This window comes from Anaerofustis sp. LCP19S3_F7 (assembly GCF_052119445.1).
Taxonomy (GTDB): Bacteria; Bacillota; Clostridia; order Eubacteriales; family Anaerofustaceae; genus Anaerofustis; species Anaerofustis butyriciformans.
Map to the genome: position 1 here is coordinate 1 of NZ_JBQKFF010000001.1, position 18,377 is coordinate 18,377.

The 18,377-nt window shown below is 39.9% G+C and carries 24 protein-coding genes and 1 pseudogene; 3 read left to right on the forward strand and 22 right to left on the reverse strand.

What is annotated here, in order from left to right; translation table 11 throughout:
• Positions 1-208: 208 nt before the first annotated feature.
• From ACTQYZ_RS00005 to ACTQYZ_RS00080, 16 genes are all read right to left on the reverse strand, one after another.
• On the reverse strand, positions 209-1,696 hold the full coding sequence (locus ACTQYZ_RS00005; protein ID WP_441021387.1) for an NAD(P)H-hydrate dehydratase: 1,488 nt from the start codon (positions 1,694-1,696) through the stop codon (positions 209-211).
• Between the two features lie 156 nt (positions 1,697-1,852).
• Positions 1,853-2,299, reverse strand: a complete 447-nt coding sequence (locus ACTQYZ_RS00010; RefSeq protein ID WP_329385502.1) for a zinc ribbon domain-containing protein — start codon at positions 2,297-2,299, stop codon at positions 1,853-1,855.
• 119 nt (positions 2,300-2,418) lie between these two features.
• Entirely contained in the window at positions 2,419-2,862 is a 444-nt protein-coding gene (locus ACTQYZ_RS00015) for a GNAT family N-acetyltransferase (RefSeq protein ID WP_441415777.1), read from the reverse strand.
• Positions 2,863-2,934: 72 nt separating this feature from the next.
• On the reverse strand, positions 2,935-3,384 hold the full coding sequence (gene metG / locus ACTQYZ_RS00020; protein WP_441415778.1) for a methionine--tRNA ligase subunit beta: 450 nt from the start codon (positions 3,382-3,384) through the stop codon (positions 2,935-2,937).
• A 180-nt stretch (positions 3,385-3,564) separates the two neighbouring features.
• The gene (locus ACTQYZ_RS00025; RefSeq protein ID WP_024532710.1) at positions 3,565-4,824 is read right to left on the reverse strand and encodes a tyrosine-type recombinase/integrase; all 1,260 of its coding nucleotides are present in this window, start codon (positions 4,822-4,824) and stop codon (positions 3,565-3,567) included.
• Between the two features lie 12 nt (positions 4,825-4,836).
• A complete protein-coding gene (locus tag ACTQYZ_RS00030; RefSeq protein ID WP_228478237.1) occupies positions 4,837-5,088 on the reverse strand; it encodes an excisionase in 252 nt (83 codons plus the stop codon).
• Between the two features lie 12 nt (positions 5,089-5,100).
• On the reverse strand, positions 5,101-5,334 hold the full coding sequence (locus ACTQYZ_RS00035; protein WP_024532708.1) for an excisionase: 234 nt from the start codon (positions 5,332-5,334) through the stop codon (positions 5,101-5,103).
• A 15-nt stretch (positions 5,335-5,349) separates the two neighbouring features.
• Positions 5,350-5,562, reverse strand: a complete 213-nt coding sequence (locus tag ACTQYZ_RS00040; RefSeq protein WP_024532707.1) for an excisionase — start codon at positions 5,560-5,562, stop codon at positions 5,350-5,352.
• A 21-nt stretch (positions 5,563-5,583) separates the two neighbouring features.
• Positions 5,584-5,817, reverse strand: a complete 234-nt coding sequence (locus ACTQYZ_RS00045) for an excisionase (RefSeq protein ID WP_024532706.1) — start codon at positions 5,815-5,817, stop codon at positions 5,584-5,586.
• Positions 5,818-5,914: 97 nt separating this feature from the next.
• A complete protein-coding gene (locus ACTQYZ_RS00050) occupies positions 5,915-6,175 on the reverse strand; it encodes an excisionase (RefSeq protein WP_321529612.1) in 261 nt (86 codons plus the stop codon).
• Positions 6,129-6,689 (reverse strand): type II toxin-antitoxin system PemK/MazF family toxin, encoded by a 561-nt coding sequence (locus ACTQYZ_RS00055; RefSeq protein WP_107208984.1) that lies wholly within the window; start codon positions 6,687-6,689, stop codon positions 6,129-6,131. Before ACTQYZ_RS00055 ends, ACTQYZ_RS00050 begins: the two co-directional genes overlap by 47 nt.
• A 109-nt stretch (positions 6,690-6,798) precedes the next feature.
• On the reverse strand, positions 6,799-7,383 hold the full coding sequence (locus ACTQYZ_RS00060; protein WP_003525175.1) for a hypothetical protein: 585 nt from the start codon (positions 7,381-7,383) through the stop codon (positions 6,799-6,801).
• 438 nt (positions 7,384-7,821) lie between these two features.
• On the reverse strand, positions 7,822-8,553 hold the full coding sequence (locus ACTQYZ_RS00065) for an ImmA/IrrE family metallo-endopeptidase (RefSeq protein WP_121959897.1): 732 nt from the start codon (positions 8,551-8,553) through the stop codon (positions 7,822-7,824).
• Between the two features lie 19 nt (positions 8,554-8,572).
• Positions 8,573-8,824 (reverse strand): hypothetical protein, encoded by a 252-nt coding sequence (locus ACTQYZ_RS00070; protein ID WP_014635881.1) that lies wholly within the window; start codon positions 8,822-8,824, stop codon positions 8,573-8,575.
• A gap of 2 nt (positions 8,825-8,826) precedes the next feature.
• The gene (locus ACTQYZ_RS00075) at positions 8,827-9,126 is read right to left on the reverse strand and encodes a hypothetical protein (protein ID WP_003525179.1); all 300 of its coding nucleotides are present in this window, start codon (positions 9,124-9,126) and stop codon (positions 8,827-8,829) included.
• A 12-nt stretch (positions 9,127-9,138) separates the two neighbouring features.
• On the reverse strand, positions 9,139-10,374 hold the full coding sequence (locus tag ACTQYZ_RS00080; RefSeq protein WP_044761227.1) for a DNA polymerase Y family protein: 1,236 nt from the start codon (positions 10,372-10,374) through the stop codon (positions 9,139-9,141).
• A 150-nt stretch (positions 10,375-10,524) separates the two neighbouring features.
• Between ACTQYZ_RS00080 and ACTQYZ_RS00085 the strand changes: the two genes are divergently transcribed.
• Positions 10,525-10,935, forward strand: a complete 411-nt coding sequence (locus ACTQYZ_RS00085; RefSeq protein WP_015573052.1) for a helix-turn-helix domain-containing protein — start codon at positions 10,525-10,527, stop codon at positions 10,933-10,935.
• 100 nt (positions 10,936-11,035) lie between these two features.
• The gene (locus tag ACTQYZ_RS00090; protein WP_044761228.1) at positions 11,036-11,569 is read left to right on the forward strand and encodes an ImmA/IrrE family metallo-endopeptidase; all 534 of its coding nucleotides are present in this window, start codon (positions 11,036-11,038) and stop codon (positions 11,567-11,569) included.
• Between the two features lie 41 nt (positions 11,570-11,610).
• Here ACTQYZ_RS00090 and ACTQYZ_RS00095 read toward each other — a convergent pair whose 3' ends face one another.
• The 6 genes and pseudogenes from ACTQYZ_RS00095 to ACTQYZ_RS00120 all read right to left on the reverse strand — a co-directional run.
• Positions 11,611-12,441, reverse strand: a complete 831-nt coding sequence (locus tag ACTQYZ_RS00095; RefSeq protein ID WP_233105241.1) for a GIY-YIG nuclease family protein — start codon at positions 12,439-12,441, stop codon at positions 11,611-11,613.
• A gap of 11 nt (positions 12,442-12,452) precedes the next feature.
• Positions 12,453-13,115 (reverse strand): HIRAN domain-containing protein, encoded by a 663-nt coding sequence (locus ACTQYZ_RS00100; RefSeq protein ID WP_441415779.1) that lies wholly within the window; start codon positions 13,113-13,115, stop codon positions 12,453-12,455.
• 94 nt (positions 13,116-13,209) lie between these two features.
• Positions 13,210-13,722 carry a sigma-70 family RNA polymerase sigma factor gene (locus tag ACTQYZ_RS00105; RefSeq protein ID WP_332438133.1) on the reverse strand — a complete coding sequence of 171 codons (513 nt, stop codon included), beginning with the start codon at positions 13,720-13,722 and terminating at the stop codon, positions 13,210-13,212.
• Between the two features lie 596 nt (positions 13,723-14,318).
• Positions 14,319-15,539, reverse strand: coding sequence for a tetracycline efflux MFS transporter Tet(40) (tet(40), locus tag ACTQYZ_RS00110; RefSeq protein WP_002578914.1), 1,221 nt, complete (start codon positions 15,537-15,539; stop codon positions 14,319-14,321).
• A 50-nt stretch (positions 15,540-15,589) separates the two neighbouring features.
• Complete coding sequence (tet(O), locus tag ACTQYZ_RS00115; protein ID WP_118694314.1) at positions 15,590-17,509, reverse strand: tetracycline resistance ribosomal protection protein Tet(O); 1,920 nt, start codon at positions 17,507-17,509, stop codon at positions 15,590-15,592.
• 366 nt (positions 17,510-17,875) lie between these two features.
• Positions 17,876-18,067: pseudogene (locus tag ACTQYZ_RS00120) on the reverse strand (TnpV protein); the annotation flags it as partial.
• Between the two features lie 85 nt (positions 18,068-18,152).
• Here ACTQYZ_RS00120 and ACTQYZ_RS00125 point away from each other — a divergent pair.
• Positions 18,153-18,371, forward strand: coding sequence for a hypothetical protein (locus ACTQYZ_RS00125; protein WP_441415780.1), 219 nt, complete (start codon positions 18,153-18,155; stop codon positions 18,369-18,371).
• Positions 18,372-18,377 lie beyond the last annotated feature (6 nt).

Consider the following 18,377-nt stretch of genomic DNA (forward strand, 5'->3'; position numbering starts at 1 on the left):
CTTTTTTAACTTTTTTTGCCATTTTTTTTCATTGACTTCTTCTCGTATACTTATCCAGCTCCCCGCTTGAAACAGCTTTGTTATATTATCACTTTATTTCCTTATTGTCAATACCTTTTTTACAGTTTTTTGCAATATTTTTTACAGTTATTATTAATACTTGACTCTTACAATTTACATTATTTACATTTTAAAGAATTATATACCTTTATTTTATTATTTCACTTATTGCTTCGGCAATGTTATTTACTGTATCGCTGGCAATCATGCTTATAGAATTTATTTTTTCCTGTGCCAATTCTCCGGCTCTACCGTTTATATATGCAGCGCCTGCTGTAGAAAGCAATAAATCATCATTATATGCGCACACTGCGGAAATTATACCAGATAATACATCACCGCTTCCTGCAGTAGCCATTCCTACACAACCTCTATCTGTTATATATGCTTTTTCACCATTTGTTATAATAGTACTAGGTCCTTTTAATAACAAAATTACACCTTTTTCCCTTGCATAATTCATTGCTATTTTCAATGGATTTTCAAGTATTTCATCTATGATAAGACCGGTTAAACGTGAAAATTCTTTTATATGAGGAGTCAGAATTAATTTACACTTTGTTTTTTCAAATATATTTTCATCCATCTTTGAAAGCATAGTTAATCCATCTGCATCAACAACAAGTTTGCCATCATAATTTTCTAAAATATATTTTAACACCTTATAAGTTTCATCACTTAACCCTACCCCCATTCCAAAAGCAACGAGCTTTACTCCTTTAATAAGTCCGTCAATTTCTTTTTTATCAAATTCTATTTCTCCATTTTTATCTTTCAAAGGATAAAGAGTGCTTTCTAAAATATGAGATGTTACATCAGAGCTTATACTATCAGGCAACCCTACTTTTACAACGCCTGCCCCCGAGCACATAGCTGCATTAGCCATATATGCAAGCCTTATTGCTCCGCTGTATTTCTTACATCCACCTATTAATGCAATATATCCATAACTGCCTTTATTTGAATAATTTTTTCTTTCCTTAAAAATTTCTTTTAAATCATTTTTTTCAATTAAATAATAAGGTTCATCAACAGGTTTTATTCCAATATCACAGTTCACTTTATTTTTTATTACGTCTTTTGCCATATTTAAAAAGTGTCCTGTTTTATAATCCCCAATGGAAACAGTTAAATCAGATTCAACACATAATGAACACATACCACTATCTCCGTTTAGACCACTATTTATATCCACTGAAACGACATATGCACCGCTTTTATTGATTTCATGGATAATCATACCTGCTAAACCTCTAATATCTCCCCTAAAGCCTGTGCCAAATATACAGTCAACTATCATATCATAATTTTCAAAGGTAGTTTCTTCACTGCATATTTCTACTTTTATCTCTGCATCAACACATTTATCAAAATAAAACTTCCCATCTTCTGAAAACTTTTCTTTTATTAAAAATATGGTACAAGGAATATTGTTTTCATGTAATAAACTTGCTATAACATATCCGTCTCCTGCATTATTACCACTGCCACATACGACTGCAACACTACCTTTCCATTTTACGCTTTTAAATACTCCTACCCCTGCTTTATACATAAGTTCCTTACTTGAAATATAATTTTCTATTGTATAAGCATCGCTTTTCCTCATATTTTCAACAGATAAAACTTTTATCATTTTTAAGCTCCTTTTAAACTTATATATATATATTTTATCATATTAACAATATATAAAATAAAAAAGATTGTTAAAAACAATCTTTTAATACGTATTCTCATTTTAAAATTAAAATGTAACAATAAAAAAATAAGATATCTAAGTTTCTCTAATTATTTAATTTTGATTTTTCCAATAATTCAATTTCGGCAACATATCTTTCATATATTCTCTAACCTGCTTCTTAGTATAGTTTTCTATGTACATATGCTCTACACAAAAATCGATAAGCTCATCAATATTATGATAAGTAAATTCCCCTTCATTATAACACCATTTACAATACTCTTCGTTAAATTCACCATTAGGTTCTTTACTTATTATAGAATCATCAAGAGGCATACCACAGCACTGACAAATAAGTTTTATAGGAGAACCTAAAAGAGTATTAATTGAAACATTAAAAACATTTGATAGTAATTTTAGTGTTTCAGTATTAGGCAGAGTTTCTCCCATTTCCCAACGAGATACTGCCTGTCTTGTAACATACACCTTATTTGCAAGTTCTTCTTGAGACATTCCTTTTTCTTTTCTAAGTTTATAAATAATATCTTTTGTATCCATATTAATAACCTCCACCTTTAAAAGCATTATAATATGAATACAATCTTCTAACAAGCAACTGTTTGTTGCTGCAATTGATTATATATAAATATATGACCCCATAAAATTTATAAATAAAATTACTTTTCCATAACATAATTAACAAGAATAATTCCCTGCCTGTTTATTTGTTGTTTTTTCACAACTTTATACCCTCTTTTTTCAAAGAATGTTTTTGCTGTAATTGAGGAATAATTTACGATTTTTTCATTTGCATATTTTTCTAACAAATCACAAATAGAACTTCCAATCCCAACACCTTGATACTTTGAATGAACATACAAACGATCAAGATATCCCGTTCTATCCATATCTCCAAATCCTACAACCATTCCATTATTAGTAGCAACCAAAGTAAAATGTTTCTCTAATGAACTATTCCAATTTCCTAAGTCTTCTTTTCCCGTTGCCCATACATCTAACTGTTCTTTGGTATAATCTTTTTTATTTATATTATGAACCGTATCATAAAATAACTTTATTACTTCTTCACAGTCTGAAGGTCTATACTTTCTTATTTTCATTTTTCTCTCCGTTTTAAATTATAAAAATAGACAGCTTGTATTACCAAGCTGCCCACTTATTTAATTTATATCTTAATATAATTTTGCACCTGCAGGGATTTTATCATCTACCATTAATAGATTTAATCCTTCTTTTCCATCTTCTTCGTGTACTGCAGATATAAGCATACCTTCAGAATCAATCCCCATCATTTTTCTTGGTGGAAGATTTACTATTGCAATAGCTGTTTTACCTATTAATTCTTCAGGTTTATAATAATCACGAATACCGCTTAAGATTGTACGTTTACGGTCTGTTCCGTCATTAAGAGTAAATTTTAAAAGCTTTTTACTCTTTGGAACTTCTTCGCAGTTTTCGATTTTTACAGCACGGAAATCAGATTTTGAGAATGTTTCAAAATCTACCATTTCTTCAAAAAGAGGTTCGATTTTTACATTTGAAAAATCAATCTTTTTATCCTCTTCTTTTACTTCTACATTAAATTCACTAACTTTAGTATTTACACTGTCAAGTGGTTTCATTGTCGGGACGAAATGGTACATCATTCACTTGCTGTTCTATCATCTGCCAAGTTCTACTGATATGTTGTTTGAAGCCCATTTTTAGACTTTCCTATCTCCTAAACGTACACCCTCGGAGCAGCATTATTTGTAGAAATTGGTGTAAATGATGTAAATCTAATGCCCACGAAAACGAGCAGTTTATAATACTTCATTCGCCTTATTATACTCATTTTTGAAGTACGAGTCAAGACCTTCAAATTCAGACCTCCTTAACTCCTTCGTCACATCGGTATAAATATTAAGGGTTGTAGAAATATCTTTGTGTCCAAGCGTATCCTGAATAACCTTTACATTAACCCCTGCTTCACACATTCTTGTCGTGAATGTATGCCTTAATGAGTGGCAACTAAAATGCGGAAGCAAAACCTTTGCATTTTCATCTTTCAAAAGCTGTTCATCATTGCAGTCACGGATAATACGACGGATTGCTTTGTTAAGGGTTGCCTGATGTTGCGGTTGTCCAAAACGGTTAAGAAAGATAAAATCAGTATATCCGTCTACAACAGCTTCACAATGAATATCAAGAAGCTCCTGTCTTTCTTTTTCCATAAGGAATGCTTCTTTGACGAAATCCAACATCGGGACTTGGCGTTTGCCAGCCGGCGTTTTCGTGGTATTGATATTAAAATAGCAGCCACGCTTACTACCGTCGGTTCTATGGTCATAATATACCAGCGTATGATTAACATTGATAATTCCTTCGTCCAAATCAATGTCGCACCATCTGAGACCCGTTGCTTCACCAACACGAAGTCCCGTTCCAACCAACACCGCAAAAATTGGATACCACAAACTTGCAGACGGTGTATTCTTCAGATAGCTCAAAAATAATTCCTGTTCCGGTCTCGTTAAGGCTCTGCGTTTCTCCGTTTGAAAACAATGGGACTGCTTTAACTCTTTCAGCACATTATTGGAAGGGTTATTTCTGAGATAATCATCATCAACTGCCATATCCAAAATCTGATGAAGAACCGTATGGATATTGTCAATAGTCGCCGGTTTTAGATGTCTTTCATCTGCAAGGTAATTATAGAACCTTTTAATATCTGTCTTTTTCAAAGAAGATACCGTCTTTGAGCCAATTTGATTACGAACGAATGTCTCATACATATACTTATAGTTTTCAAAGGTATTGTTTTTAAGACCTCGTTTCAAGTCTTTCCAAAGCTCATACATATCATTGAGGGTAGTATATCGAGCTTCTGCCTTTATGCCGTCTTTTTTATCTTTTTCAATCTGCTCCTCTTTGTAGCGAAGCTCATCGAGTGTCTTGGCATATACATAACGCCTTTTGCGATTTGCATCCGTCCAACTATAATGATATGTACCGTCTGCACGTTGTGATTCTCCTGTACGGAGAACCACTCTTGATTTATCTCGTCTTTTTGTCTTTGCCATTTTATTTTCCTCCTAAACCTTTTCCGCTTTATCCATATAAGCGTCAAACTTTTCTCTTGCTATCAAAATCTGTGTACCATTTGCAATAGCAAACGGACACCCTTTTGCCAATGCCATTTTTCTCAGCCTTCTAATACCAATTCCGGAATATGCGGCTGCTTCATCACAAGTAAGGACTTTTCGTTCCCATAGTGGTAAATCATTTTTTCTTTCATCAATCTGCCTTCTGTAAGCAGTGATTTCTTCACTAATAACTCTTAACACCTAAAGCACCTCCTATATCGACGAAAGGTTTTCCAAATAATTCTCGAACTTTTTTCGCTTTATCATCGTTCTGTGTCCGACTTTTAATACAAAGTCACAGTCATCTTCCTGCGTGAGAGAATATATCGTGTCTCTTCCAAGTCCTGTGTACCCACTGGCTTCTTCTACTGAGATATTCTGTCTGTGCCATAAAGGTACTTCTGAACTCCTGCTTCTAAAATGCTCTGCCGTTTCTTTATTGTCCATTACTAACACCTCCCATCATATTGAGTAGCATTTTTCAATGTACTCATCAAAAACCCTTCTCTTAATCATTCGGCGATTGCCAATCCATAAAACGAAAGGACAATCTTCCGGATTTGTAAGTTCGTATAACTTGTCTCTGCCGATTCCCGTATATACAGACGCTTCTTCTATCGAAAGAAAAGGCTTTTCATACAACGGAATTTCAAACTGCTTTTTATTCTCTGCCATTTCTATTTCCTCCATTCCTACCTAAATCGAATACTGTTTTTCAAGAAATCGTTCAAATGCAGTTCTCTTAATAACTCTCCTTGAACCTATCCAAATAACAAATGGGCAGTTTTCTTTTTCTGTCAATTCATATATCTTGTTGCTGCCTATTCCAAAATACTCGGTAGCCTCTGCCACAGACAGTATGGGTCTGTGCCATAAAGGAACATCATACTTATATTTATTCCTGACTCTTGTTGCTCTTTTTTCCGACATCTCTATGACCTCCTTGCCGTTTCTGCCATAAAGGATACTGGAAAAATTGCGATGAGCCAATGATGCGAATTGACTCATCGCATACTTGACATTTAGGCTAAATTGAGTATTGCCTTTCAAGATACTCAACAAATGATTTTCTTTTAATCACCCTTCGTGTCCCTACCCAAATTACAAAGGGGCAATTTTCCATTGTGGTCAACTCATACAATTTGGTTCTGCCTATTCCTGAATAAGCTGTCGCTTCGTCAACGGAAATAATAGGTCTGTGATAAATCGGAATATCATATTTGAACTTGTTCCTGATTTGTTTAGACATTTCTGCACCCCTTTCCTTTGACCGAGGTGCGTTTGTCATAAACGATGTAATCCCAACCGCTGTTATTGCACTTATCGCAGTGGTCTTTGCTTTTCGCAAACGGGTCAAGACGCCTGACGACATAATTCGGGTCGTGGATATAGTCGCTCAGGCACTTGGGACATAAGCAGCGAACATCTCCGTTTCTGTCTGTGTTGTAAATCCATAAACCGAAAGTCTTTTTAAGAGCTGCGTTAATTTGCTTCCAAAGCCTTTCATCGTTTACCGAGCCAATGTAGTCTGTCAGCTCATCTTTATTAACGGTCTGTATCTGTTCAAGAAGAACCATTGACGGCTTCTTTAGACCAAAGTCCTCACCCAAAATAATGTGTGAAGGAAGATACTTCTTTTTCATCACAGCCGTAACAGCCGCAACAATAATTGTCGGAGCATTGGCGTTAAAATTGTCTGCCTGAATTACCATTACAGGTCTCTCGCCCGACTGGACAGACCCCTCTCTTTTTCCAAAATCGTAGTAGAATAAATCTCCACGCTGAATTTCTTTTCTCTGCATATATGTATAACCTCTCTGTTCATTTAGTCTTGAAAGTGCATTTCGTATCCGGATTTGAAATAACCCCTTCACTCATTTGGACAAAGGGGGTCAAAATGCACACCCAAAATCAGAGATTTTCATAAAATTTCTTGAAATTTTTTCTTGCGGCAGCAATCGACTTATCTACAACGCTGTAATATACTCCTTCTTCCTTTGCAATTTTTCTTGAACTCATACCTAACAAAATCGCTTTTATCAGTCGTTCTCTCTGAACAGGTTTCAGCATTTCCAATACCTTTCTGACTTTTGCAATTTCTAACTGGCGAAGCTGTTCCTTTTCTTCCTCAATCCGTTCTTCTTCCGCTTGCTCAAACGGGTCAACAAACGGAGTAATCAGTTCCCGGTGGAATTGTTCAGAGATGTCATCTTCATACCCGTACACATCGATTGTTCTTTTTGCTCGCTTTTCGTACTTATCGTTGTTTCTGTATGACTCGTCAATCACTTCGCCCTGAGCCATAGAAAGCAGAATGAACGGAGTGTACCGACGGATAACATCAGGGTATTTAACCCACAATTCTTCTTCCGCCAGTTCTGTTACAATCGCCCATTTCTCCGTGCCGGTGTAACCGTGGTATTCATACCGCAGATTGATGAGTTTGCAGTCGTTCGCAAATAATAATTCCTGTTGTTCTAATGTAAGTTTTGTCATTGTCGTAATCTCCTTAAATTTGAATTTTTGAATTTGGTTGAAATCAAAAATTCGGAGATTACGGATACTTGGCGATATATGCCAGCCACTTATATGTCACGGTCTTGCTCCTTTCGGGAGCGACAAAAAAGCCGGACACCAAGAACATTAGGATATTTCTATCCCTTAATTCTCAGCGTCCGGCAATTTGATGACTCAAGAGCTTTCGCTCAAGGACTCGTGGCTCGGTACATCTGTCCGATATTTAATTGTTCGCTCTGTTACTACTTCTTGTTAATCTGTACTTGACCGTTCCTTTGCGGAGGGACAAGTCAACCTCTACTACTCTGTGGCAGTTCGGACATTTCAGTTCAATAACGCCTGTTGTCATTGTTACCTTGTCAAAAATACGCCAGCCACAGTTTTTGCACCTTACGATTATCTTTTGTTCCAACGATTTCATAGCTCGCTCACCTCCGGATAAACCGTAACCAAATCAAAAGGATTATCAAGATACTCCTTTTTCAAAAGTCCGAGCTGTCTCATTCGTATGGCAAGAGCCTTTTTGGAACACCCTAAAAAATCCGCAAGTGCGTCAAACCTTTTATATACACTCGGATAGTATATCTTGTTCAGGCATTCAATCTTTTCGCCGAGACTGAACAGATACATTCCTTGTATTATGAGGTTTTCAGGAAGAAGAATAGCAGCTCCAAGCGTGTTTGCCTGCCATTCCTCCCAATCAGATATTGGCTTATTCCTCTCGGAATTTGCCTTGTAATAATGTACTCCGGCAGATTTCTGTGTCACACCGTAATCATTCGGGAACAACATCTTAAATATCTGATGGCTGCCCTCGTGCATTAAGGTGAAATTCTTTCTGCCTTTCAGCTTGCTGTCAAAGTTCAAGTCCTTTTCCACGAGAACGGTTTTTCCGTCCAAAAAGAAAAAGGCTTCGTTATCATCATCTTCAAATACCTGAACACCCATTTCCGTAAATGAGGTCATTCCGAGAATACTACCGTCATAAGATAGGTGCTGGTATTCGACATTCAATCCGAGAACCTTCTCCAAGAGAAGCTCCGGGTCAATTCTGTATATTTGTGTGTTACGGACATCGGGAAGTGCCATATATGCCTGAACATATTTGTCGGCAATCGCTTCGATGTCAAATCTCGATAAATGTTTCAAGTTACAAAACCTCCTACCATTAGGATTTTGCTTCTACAAACCACTTTCCGTTTTCTTCGTCGAACAGAAATGTGGGCTTGCCGCAAATTTGTACCGTGTAGCGGATACCGGTTCCTCCGACTTTGGTGGAAGCCGCACGGCATTTCTGAATTACACGGTCTATCTCATATTTTTCATCATTCTCAAACTTGATGAAATTCGGACGAGCCGTTCCATCAGGTCTGTGTGTTACATTTACTTCAACATAAACTTTTCTTCTATCGGATTCCATTTTTATACCTCGTAATTTCTCAAAGTCAAAACTAATCTTCCCAAGTGCTTGTATCCGTCGATGTTCTTATCCGACACCCTGTACTTGGGTCGGTCATCTCCGGCAGTATTGATGTAACAGGAAAGCCTTCCTTTCTTAAAGCGTTTTTTTCGGTCAAAGAACAGGAACATTCCTTCATATATACCGTAGTCGGTAAAATGGTTTCCGCCGTCCGCACGGAAGATAACAATATCTTCGCTGCACCCCTGCAAAAAGCAGTCGGGTATCGTAACATAAGCCGTAACCTCTTTTTCGTCAATCACATTAAGACCTCCTTAACCAACCATACCTGTCGGCATAGTGATTTCGGCTTTTTCCGGTGGTAGCCGCAGGTTCTGACAAAGAACCCCATTCCTTATGCTGTCCTTTCCGAAACGCCGTCTGATTTCTTCAACACACTTTTCCATTCTCTCCAATTTGTCCTGCTTGGCGGCGTCCATAAACATATCTATTTGACGGGGCGTGTCTTGTGGAATAAGATTTATGGCTTGTACCGTCACAGAACGGATAGGGTTATTCCACCCATATCTTTTTTCAAACAACTGAAAAGCGGTCTTTGCAATAATCATCGGAGACTGTGTAGGAAGTGCAATCTTCGTCTGCCATTGCCTTGTATTGAGTGTGTTGTCTCTAATATGTATTGCGACACCTTCTGCACTCAGTCCGTGAACACGGAGCTTGTGTCCGATGTCTTGGGTTAACTCGAGAAACACGGGCCACACCTGCTCCGGTTTCTCTAAGTCTGCTACCGTTGTTATACCGTGTCCTACGCTTTTTATAGGAGAAACGAAGTCTTTCTTGGCAACAAGGGAAAGGTCGTTACCATTGGCATAGTTCCATAAAACTACTCCGTTCTTTCCTAATCTTCTGCGTAAGAACTCAGGGTCGGTATTCGCTAAATCCCCGATGGTACGAATACAATAGCTGTCAAGCACTCGCTGGGTTGCCCGTCCTACACCGAGCAGGTCAGCGGCAGGAAGTCCCCAAATCTTTTCTCTGAATGTGTCCTTTGGAATTACGCTTACTGCGTCCGGTTTCTTCATATCCGAGCCGAGCTTCGCAAATATCTTATTAAAGGAAACACCCACAGAAATCGTCAAACCGAGTTCAAACTTCATCGTTTCACGAATTTCATTTGCCACCTTTTCCGGCGAACCGAAAAGGCTTTCCGTCCCGCTAATATCCAGCCAACATTCGTCCATACCATACGGTTCTACTTGGTCTGTATATCGCTCATAAACGCTTCTCGCAAGCTTTGAGTATTTGATATACTCCTCATAATGGGGCGGTACTACAACCAAGTCCTTGCACTTCTGTTTAGCCTGCCATACTGCGTCCCCGGTTTTCACATCAAAAGCCTTTGCTTTATAGTTCTTCGCAAGCACGATACCGTGTCGTTCCTCCACAGAGCCGCAGACAGCAATCGGATATTTCTTCAATGCGGGGTCGAGCATACATTCGACGCTGGCATAGAAGTTGTTCATATCACAATGAAGTATGCTTCGTAACATTTTTTGAACCCCCCTTGACATTTTGGGAAGTTTAGTGTAAACTATGAGTAGTTCAACTTCCTGTTTCTTATTATACGCAGTTTAAGTGTACTTGTCAAGAGTAAATGAGAAGTTAAACTGTAAATATTCTTTTAAGGAGTGAAATCAAAGATGACATTCGGTGAAAAAGTCAAAGCTGAGAGGACTAAACTCGGTCTTAATCAGGATGAATTGGCTGAAAAAATAGGCGTAACCCGACGTGTAATTTGTTCTTATGAAAATGATAAATCCCGTCCGAGAGGAACGGAAAGATACAAGAAGCTGGCAGAAGCATTAAATGTAAATGTGAATTATCTGCTGTCTGAGGATGACGCTTTCATCGCCGATGTAGAGGATAAATACGGACGCAGAGGGGCAAGACAGGCTCAGGAGTTGCTTGCAGAAGTTACCGGTCTGTTTGCCGGCGGCGAAATGGCTGACGAGGATATGCGTGAAATGGTTGACGCTATTCAGGAAGCATATCTTATTGCAAAGAAGAACAATAAAAAATACACCCCGAAGAAATACCGCAAAGACGAGTAATCCTCAAAGTGAACTAAGTCCAATATATGGGACACATAATAGTTTATAATTTATTATAGGGTTAATATCCGATATACTATAATATGGGAGGTGAGCCGGATTGGGGTATTACACTACGGCTGAGATTGTGAAAATCGTAAACAAGCTCATTGACCGTTGCGGTACTCGTGACCCGTACAAGGTCGCAAAAGAGCTTGGTATCAATATCATCTACCGGAATTTTGACAAGCAGCGTGGAGCATACAAGGTTATTCTGAAGAACCGCTTTGTTTTTCTTAAAAACGGTATGCACCCGGTCGTGGAGCAGATAGTGCTATGGCACGAAATCGGGCACGATGTTCTACACAGGCAAGAAGCGGTTGCTGTTGGCGGGTTCAAAGAGTTCAACATCTTTGATATGAGAGAGAACCGTATGGAGTATGAAGCAAATATCTTCGCTTCTCAGGCTTCGCTCCCGGACGACACCATTTTGGAATACATTGAAAACGGCTATGACATTCAGCAGATTGCACGGGCAATGTGTTCTGACATAAACCTAATTGCTCTGAAAGTAGATACGCTGATTGCACAAGGCTATCAACTTCGCAAACAGGAACACCAAAACGATTTTCTTAAATACAGTAAAAAAATATAAGACCGTCAAGTCTCGAATGAGATCTGACGGTCTAATTTTTATCAGTTCTTATTATATCCGAATTGTCTTGTGCAAAGAGTATCTTTCCACCACTTTTCACGACCTAATATATAGTTGTCATCCATTCGTGCATTATAGTTTTCTAAAACCGAATACTGGAAATTTTCTTTGACATAGTCAAATCCCTTAGTGTCAACTAAATGTTTCAACTCGATATTTCCACCGTGACCATTGTCTATATAGTTAGTCCACCTTTGAAGCAACATTCCATACTGAGCAGTTGCCGAGCCAACATACATTTTTCCGTTGCTGGTGTCAGTTATAAGATAAACTGCTTTTTGATTTCTCAAAGCATCAAGCCAGCCGCTGCGTTTATTCCGAATAATCGTTTCCAGTTGTGAAAAACTCAATCTTATGTTCTCATAACCCGGAAATTCGTCACCATCATAAGCAGTAGAAAGAATTTCTATTACTTCCAGTTCCTCCATCATTGACTCATAAGTTCTTCCCATACCACGCTTCGTATTGTGATACTTCAAAACTAATCTGCCATAATACTTTCGATATTCTTCAATTTCCTCAGCTTCAAACCCAACATCATCAACGACATCTATCTCTTTTGTAATTCTCTTAATTGTTGTCAGCAACCATTTATCATCATAGAGGTAAAGCAGACAAATCGCAATCTGTCCCGTATGGAAATATCTTCTTTGATTGTGCCACAAAAACCACTCAATGTTTATTTTATCAGGGTCTCTTTTGTATTCCTCTAAAGGGTCTGTATTTCCATTAAAAACATTCAACTTGAGTCTGGTTTTGCCAATATCGCAATCCGGTATCTTAAGCAAGTCATTTATCAGAATCCTATCCATAACATATCTCCTTATTCGTGCAGGAAAACCTTAATATAAATCTTGACCCACGAGCCTTTCTTTTCCTTTGAGGTAATCTTACCGAAAAGGAGCTTCCCGGCGTCCATCAGGCGAGCAAATATTACATTATCCTGCTTCGGCACATAACCGATTTTTACTCCGTTAACAGTCTTTATGACAATCGCTTGCTTATCATATCGGTTATCGGGTTCTCTGAAAAACTCAAGTCTGTCATCGTTATTCAGATGTGGCTCTAATTCTTCGATACCCTCAATATGGGTTGTCCCGGCTACATATGTATCAAAAAGAAATATATCTTTTTCAAAAGGTTTGGGTATGGAAAGCTCTCCGCCTTTGCCGTGCAAGAGTCCTACAAGTCCGTTGCCGCCGGATTTAACCAACACTTGATAGAGGTTTTCACTTTCAATTTCATCCAGTAACTCCGCAACCGTACCCACTTCCGTCTGCCGCTCCCTGTCTGCCATGTCCTCAAGATATTCCGCAACGTCATTCGTCCATCGGTAAAACCGCCTGTTGGAATTGAAGTCTGCCCTGTCTGCAATGCGTATCTGCTCAATGGTCGCTTCATCAACGCCGCACTCACGCAGCAGCTTTTCCTCCGCTTCTTTCCAGATACGCCATTTCCTGTCCTCCCGTCCGTGGTTGTATGCCATTCTTTCTTCCTCCAATCAGAATTGATTGAGAGGGCAGAGAAAAGCCCCCTCATTTTCCCAAAGGAAAAAACAAGGGGGCTGAACGCCTTAAATTTTAACTTTCTATCATCTTTCTTAGTTTTATTAGGATTCTGGCTTTTCGTTTGTTTACAACGCTCTGGGTTATGCCCAACCTCGCCCCGACTTCACGCTCGGAAAGTCCGTCAAAAAAGATTGCCTGTATCAACTCCTGTTCACTATCCGACAGCAAAGGCAGGGCGGCATTCAGCCTGTCCACCATGACCGCATTGACAACGGTTTCCGCAATGTCCGCCGCTTCATCAGCGATAAAGTCCAGAGGATTCCCCTCGCTGTCCGTAAATCCGTCGAGAGATAGCAGTCTATTCTTTGTATCTAATTTTTGCAGATAACGCCACCGTTCCTTGTCACGGTAGAAGTCTGTGTATTGCTCCCTCACGACTTCAAGCAGACAGCCTTGAATGGGGATAAACAGCTTGTCCATATAGGTCTGGTCGGATTCCCTGCAACGGCAGAACTCCGTGTAGGATAATTCCACATAGCCGCCACTTTCTCTGATATATACCTTTCTTGGTGCATATTTCACCATAAATACCTCCCATCTGAATTTTTGAAATGTAAAAAATCCAGATGGAGAGGCGGAGAACGACACCGCATATCAGAAACAGCCCTACGGCACTTTCCAACAAAAATCGACAAAAGAAAAACCGCAAAGGCTCTGTGACCTTTACGGTTATAGGAAATAGTAATTCTATTGTATGGAGATTGTACTTCTACTTTCAAGGTGAGAAGTACCGTTGCACTGGCAGAAATTTTTTTAACTGGTTTCCTGCCGTTCTCTGATATGCTATGTATTGATAAATTTTGCTTCGTATGAGCAGATAGATAACTGCCCGAAAAAAGGACATAAAAAAATCCCTCCAAATTTAAAAACAAATTCAGAGGGTAATTTAGGGTATAACAAAATAACCCACCCGAATATCGTTTTTTTTATTTGGTGAGTTTGTTCTTTCAAATACGAAACAAATGCTCATGTACGGTAAAGTATCACAAGAAAATTATGTCGAATTGACAGCCGCCTCCGCTATACCGAATAAGGAAATAAAGAGTCCTCAAATTTTGCGCTACTAAATGAAGACGAGCGGAAGTAATCTCCCGCTCGTCAGTAAACTTAACTATGCCATATCAATCCCGCTTCTTTCCCGCCACCGGCACTAAGAACAGCGCGGGCAACAGCAGGAAAGCGGTACAGACCAGCCCCCAGGGTATGGACACCTGCTGGGCTACCAGCCCCACAATAGGCCCGCCGATGATCTGCCCGAAAGAGTCCAGCTGTCCGCTGGTGGAAAAGACTGTGGCGCGCATTTTCTCATCCACATGGTCGTTCATCCAGGCGGCCAGCACAGGCTCCTTGATGGTGCGCATAAGCCCCGCCAGCAGGAACACCAACAACATGAACCAAAAGCTCCGCCCCACCGCGAAGAGAACCAGGCACAGGATATACCCGGCGCTGGTGGACATGACCACACTGGTTCGGCTGACAGTCCCTTTTTTCTCCATGCGGGCGATGAGCAACTGAGAAGCCAGAATACCTAAGCCGCTGCCGATAAGACTGATAACACCGAACCAAGTGACGCTGTTCAGCGGCCCGATAACGGGTATTACCGTGTCATCCAGAAAATGAGCGGTGGAGAGCCGGTCAAAGCCTTCACTGGCAAGTCCCCCGCATAGTGTGATTGCTAAGAGCGCCAGCAACACAGGTGCGCCTTTCACAAAGCCCAGGTTGAGCTTGAACAGGCAGACAAAGTCTTTAAGCAAGCCCTGCCGTTCCTCAATAGCAGGGGAGAAGTTGGTTTCTGGCATGATGCGAACCAACACCAGCCCCAACAACAAGCACAAACTGCCCCCCAAGATGACAGGCATTTGCAGGTTTATGTTTCCCAGCAGTGTGCCCAGCACCACGCCCAGAACGCCGCCGATTTGCCCCATTTGACTGCCCCGCAGGAACACCTTGTCTATGGGTTTGTCCTCTTCCTCCGAGGCAATCCACGCCTCCAGAGCGCCGGTGATGAAGGTATCACCGCAACCCCAGACAACCTGGGCCAGCAGAACCGGCGCGAACCACGGTAGCGCACCCTCCATCAGAAAGCCCAGGCCGTAGAGGAACATTCCAATCAGCACCGAGCGCCGACGGCTATACAAATCCGCCACCACACCGGTGGGTATCTCGAACAGAAAGCAGGAGGTCTCCAGAACCGTCCCTACCAGGACAAGCTGGAAAGCATCCAGCTGCACCACCTCCAGGTGGTACACGATGGAAAGCACTGTGGACATAGAAACCGCCAGGGAAAAGACAAATCGGAACAGCAGGTAGACAGAATATGCCTTTGAATTTTTAGCAAACATGAAGTTACATTCTCCTTTCAAATCTCATTTTATATGACTTTTGCAAGCTGTTAAGCTAACTTGTGGAACATATGCCGAACCTTATCTATACGGCTATTCGGGCGGCGGGGTTGGCAAATAAATTTACCAATAGCTGGCTGGTATCCTTTTAACTCTGTCAAGCAGACTCCCTGCCCATTTGTGAAATAAGTTAAATCGTTCCTGTATTCTTGAATACATCTAGCAGGGATTTCTCCTTTCAGAATGACCTCGTCATTCTTTATCTGAGTACTTACAATATCTGCACAATACCTTGGAGCATCATGATACGCCCGTGAGAGATATTCCTGCGGTGCATAAATTTCAAAGTGGAGATATGGCTCTAATAGTTCTGTCCCTGCTTTTTTTAAAGCCTGCTCCAATACGATAGGGGAAAGCAGCCGAAAGTCTGCGGGGGTACTTACAGGACTATAATACAATCCATATTCAAAACAGATTTTACAGTCTGTCACTTTCCATCCATACAGCCCCTGCTCGCAGCCATAAAGAACCCCCTCCATAACCGCATTTTGGAACGATTGATTTAAATATCCAAGTGAAACTCTGCTTTCATACTGCACTCCGCTTCCAATAGGGAGCGGCTCTATGGACAACCCGACAGAAGCCCAGAAAGGATTTGGCGGGACTTCTATGTGGATGGTATATTCTGCTTTTCTAAGCGGTCTTTCCATATATATAACAGTAGGCTCTTTTATTTCTGCCTCCACATGATATTTTTCCTCAAGGATGGCACAAATGACTTCCATCTGCACATTCCCCAAAAAAGAAAGTATAATCTCATGCGTTGTAGTATCCACATAATATTTTAAAAGAGGGTCGCCATCTGAAATTTCTGTAAGTGCCCCAAGCAATATTTCCCGCTGTTCAGGTTTCTTTACTGCAATCGTTGTTTGGAGCATAGGGAGAGGATTTTCAATAAATTTTCTCTGCGGCAACAGCATTTCGTTCCCCAAAATACTGTTTAGCTGCAAAACATCATTTGGTAAAATTACAATATCACCAGAGCAGGCTGTATCGGATGGATATAATTCACCGTTTGTCGGAACACACATCTCTGTGATTTTTATTTTCTCTTTTTCAGATATTCTAATAACATCCCTCAAATGCAATGTTCCGCTATATATACGCACATAAACAAAACGCCGCCTTTTCTCTGAATATTCAATCTTAAAAACCTGCCCGCATAATTCAGATTGACCTTCAGGCGTTGATGAATAAAATTTACTGGCAATCACTTCTATAAGCTGCCGAATCCCCAGATTGTTTTTAGCGCTTCCGTGATAAACGGGAAATAACGTTCCGTTTTGGAATCTCCTGTTTTCTTCCTGTTCCAGTTCTGACATTTTAAACGGTTTCCCTGACATATATTTCTCTAATAGTTCATCGTTTCCCATAATTACCGCATCCCACTGTTCCATATCGTCATTGTCCGTTACATTTATATGGGGATGCTGCCCAACCTTTTGCTTCACTATAATTTCCGAAGAAAGCTTTGCTTTCATTTCTTGATATACCATTGGCAAATCAATCCCCTCTTGGTCAATTTTATTGATGAAAAAAATTGTCGGAATCTTCATTGTCTGTAGTGCATGAAACAGTATACGGGTCTGTGCCTGTATGCCATCCTTTGCAGAAACTAATAATACTGCTCCGTCTAATACGGATAAAGAACGGTATACTTCCGCCAAAAAATCCATATGGCCTGGCGTATCTATAATGTTGACTTTTACATCCTCCCACTGAAAAGATGTCACTGCTGTCTGGATAGTGATTCCCCTTTGACGCTCCAAATTCATTGTATCTGTCCTTGTTGTGCCTTTATCTACGCTCCCTGGTTCTGCAATTGCACCACTGGTATACAATAAACTCTCCGTTAATGTTGTCTTTCCTGCGTCAACGTGAGCCAGAATGCCTAAGTTAATTATTTTCATGTGATTTTCCTCCTATCAACACCCAAAAAAGGGCATAAAAATACCCAGTGATAAATACTCCTATCACTGGGTAAATAACTCCAATAGCCCCAAAACACTTATATGTTTTCGGGCATATAAAATTACATGATAAAAGTATTCTTAAACTGGGTACAAAAAACTAAGCCCCATATTAAAAGTGAAACGGGACTGCTACTTTTTGTTCCCACTATCAAATTGACAGTTTATTTAAGAATACCTTGCTGCATATTTATTAACTCCTTGTATAATACTGAATCTAATTATATTCCTTAACCCTTTATTTGTCAAGCTGACAAACTAAAGCAGAAAAAGCGGCAGGATTTCCCCCTGCCACTAATCATCTGTTTATGCAAAAATAATTTCCTTTTCCACAATCTCCCTCGCACAAGCCCTTATGTTATTGAGGCATCCTGTCCATTCTAAGGCGTTTTCTGCCTTTAGCTGTTCCGTTATGCCCTGTGCCTGTTTCATACCCTCTATGAGCCTTTCAAAGCGTTCCTGTGCCTGTCTGTTGATGTCGGCAAGGTAGGCGTTTATCCCCAATGAAAGGCGTATAGCTAATAAAGATAAATTTATTTGGGCAGTCCGTGAGTTATCAGAAACCTATGAAATTGACGCAGATTTGATAGAGGACGATGACGGATATACCGCATCTCTCTATATGAACTATGCTTCATATAATGGATATATAAAGAAACTGCTGGGACTTATTTTTATCCTGTCCGACGACTTTTCTATGTTCAAAGCAAAAGATAATAGAGACAGCGATTTGTTGATGTGTTTTACTTATCACACGCACAATGTCTATCTGAAAGATAGAGAAATAACTGATTTTGAATAATGTACT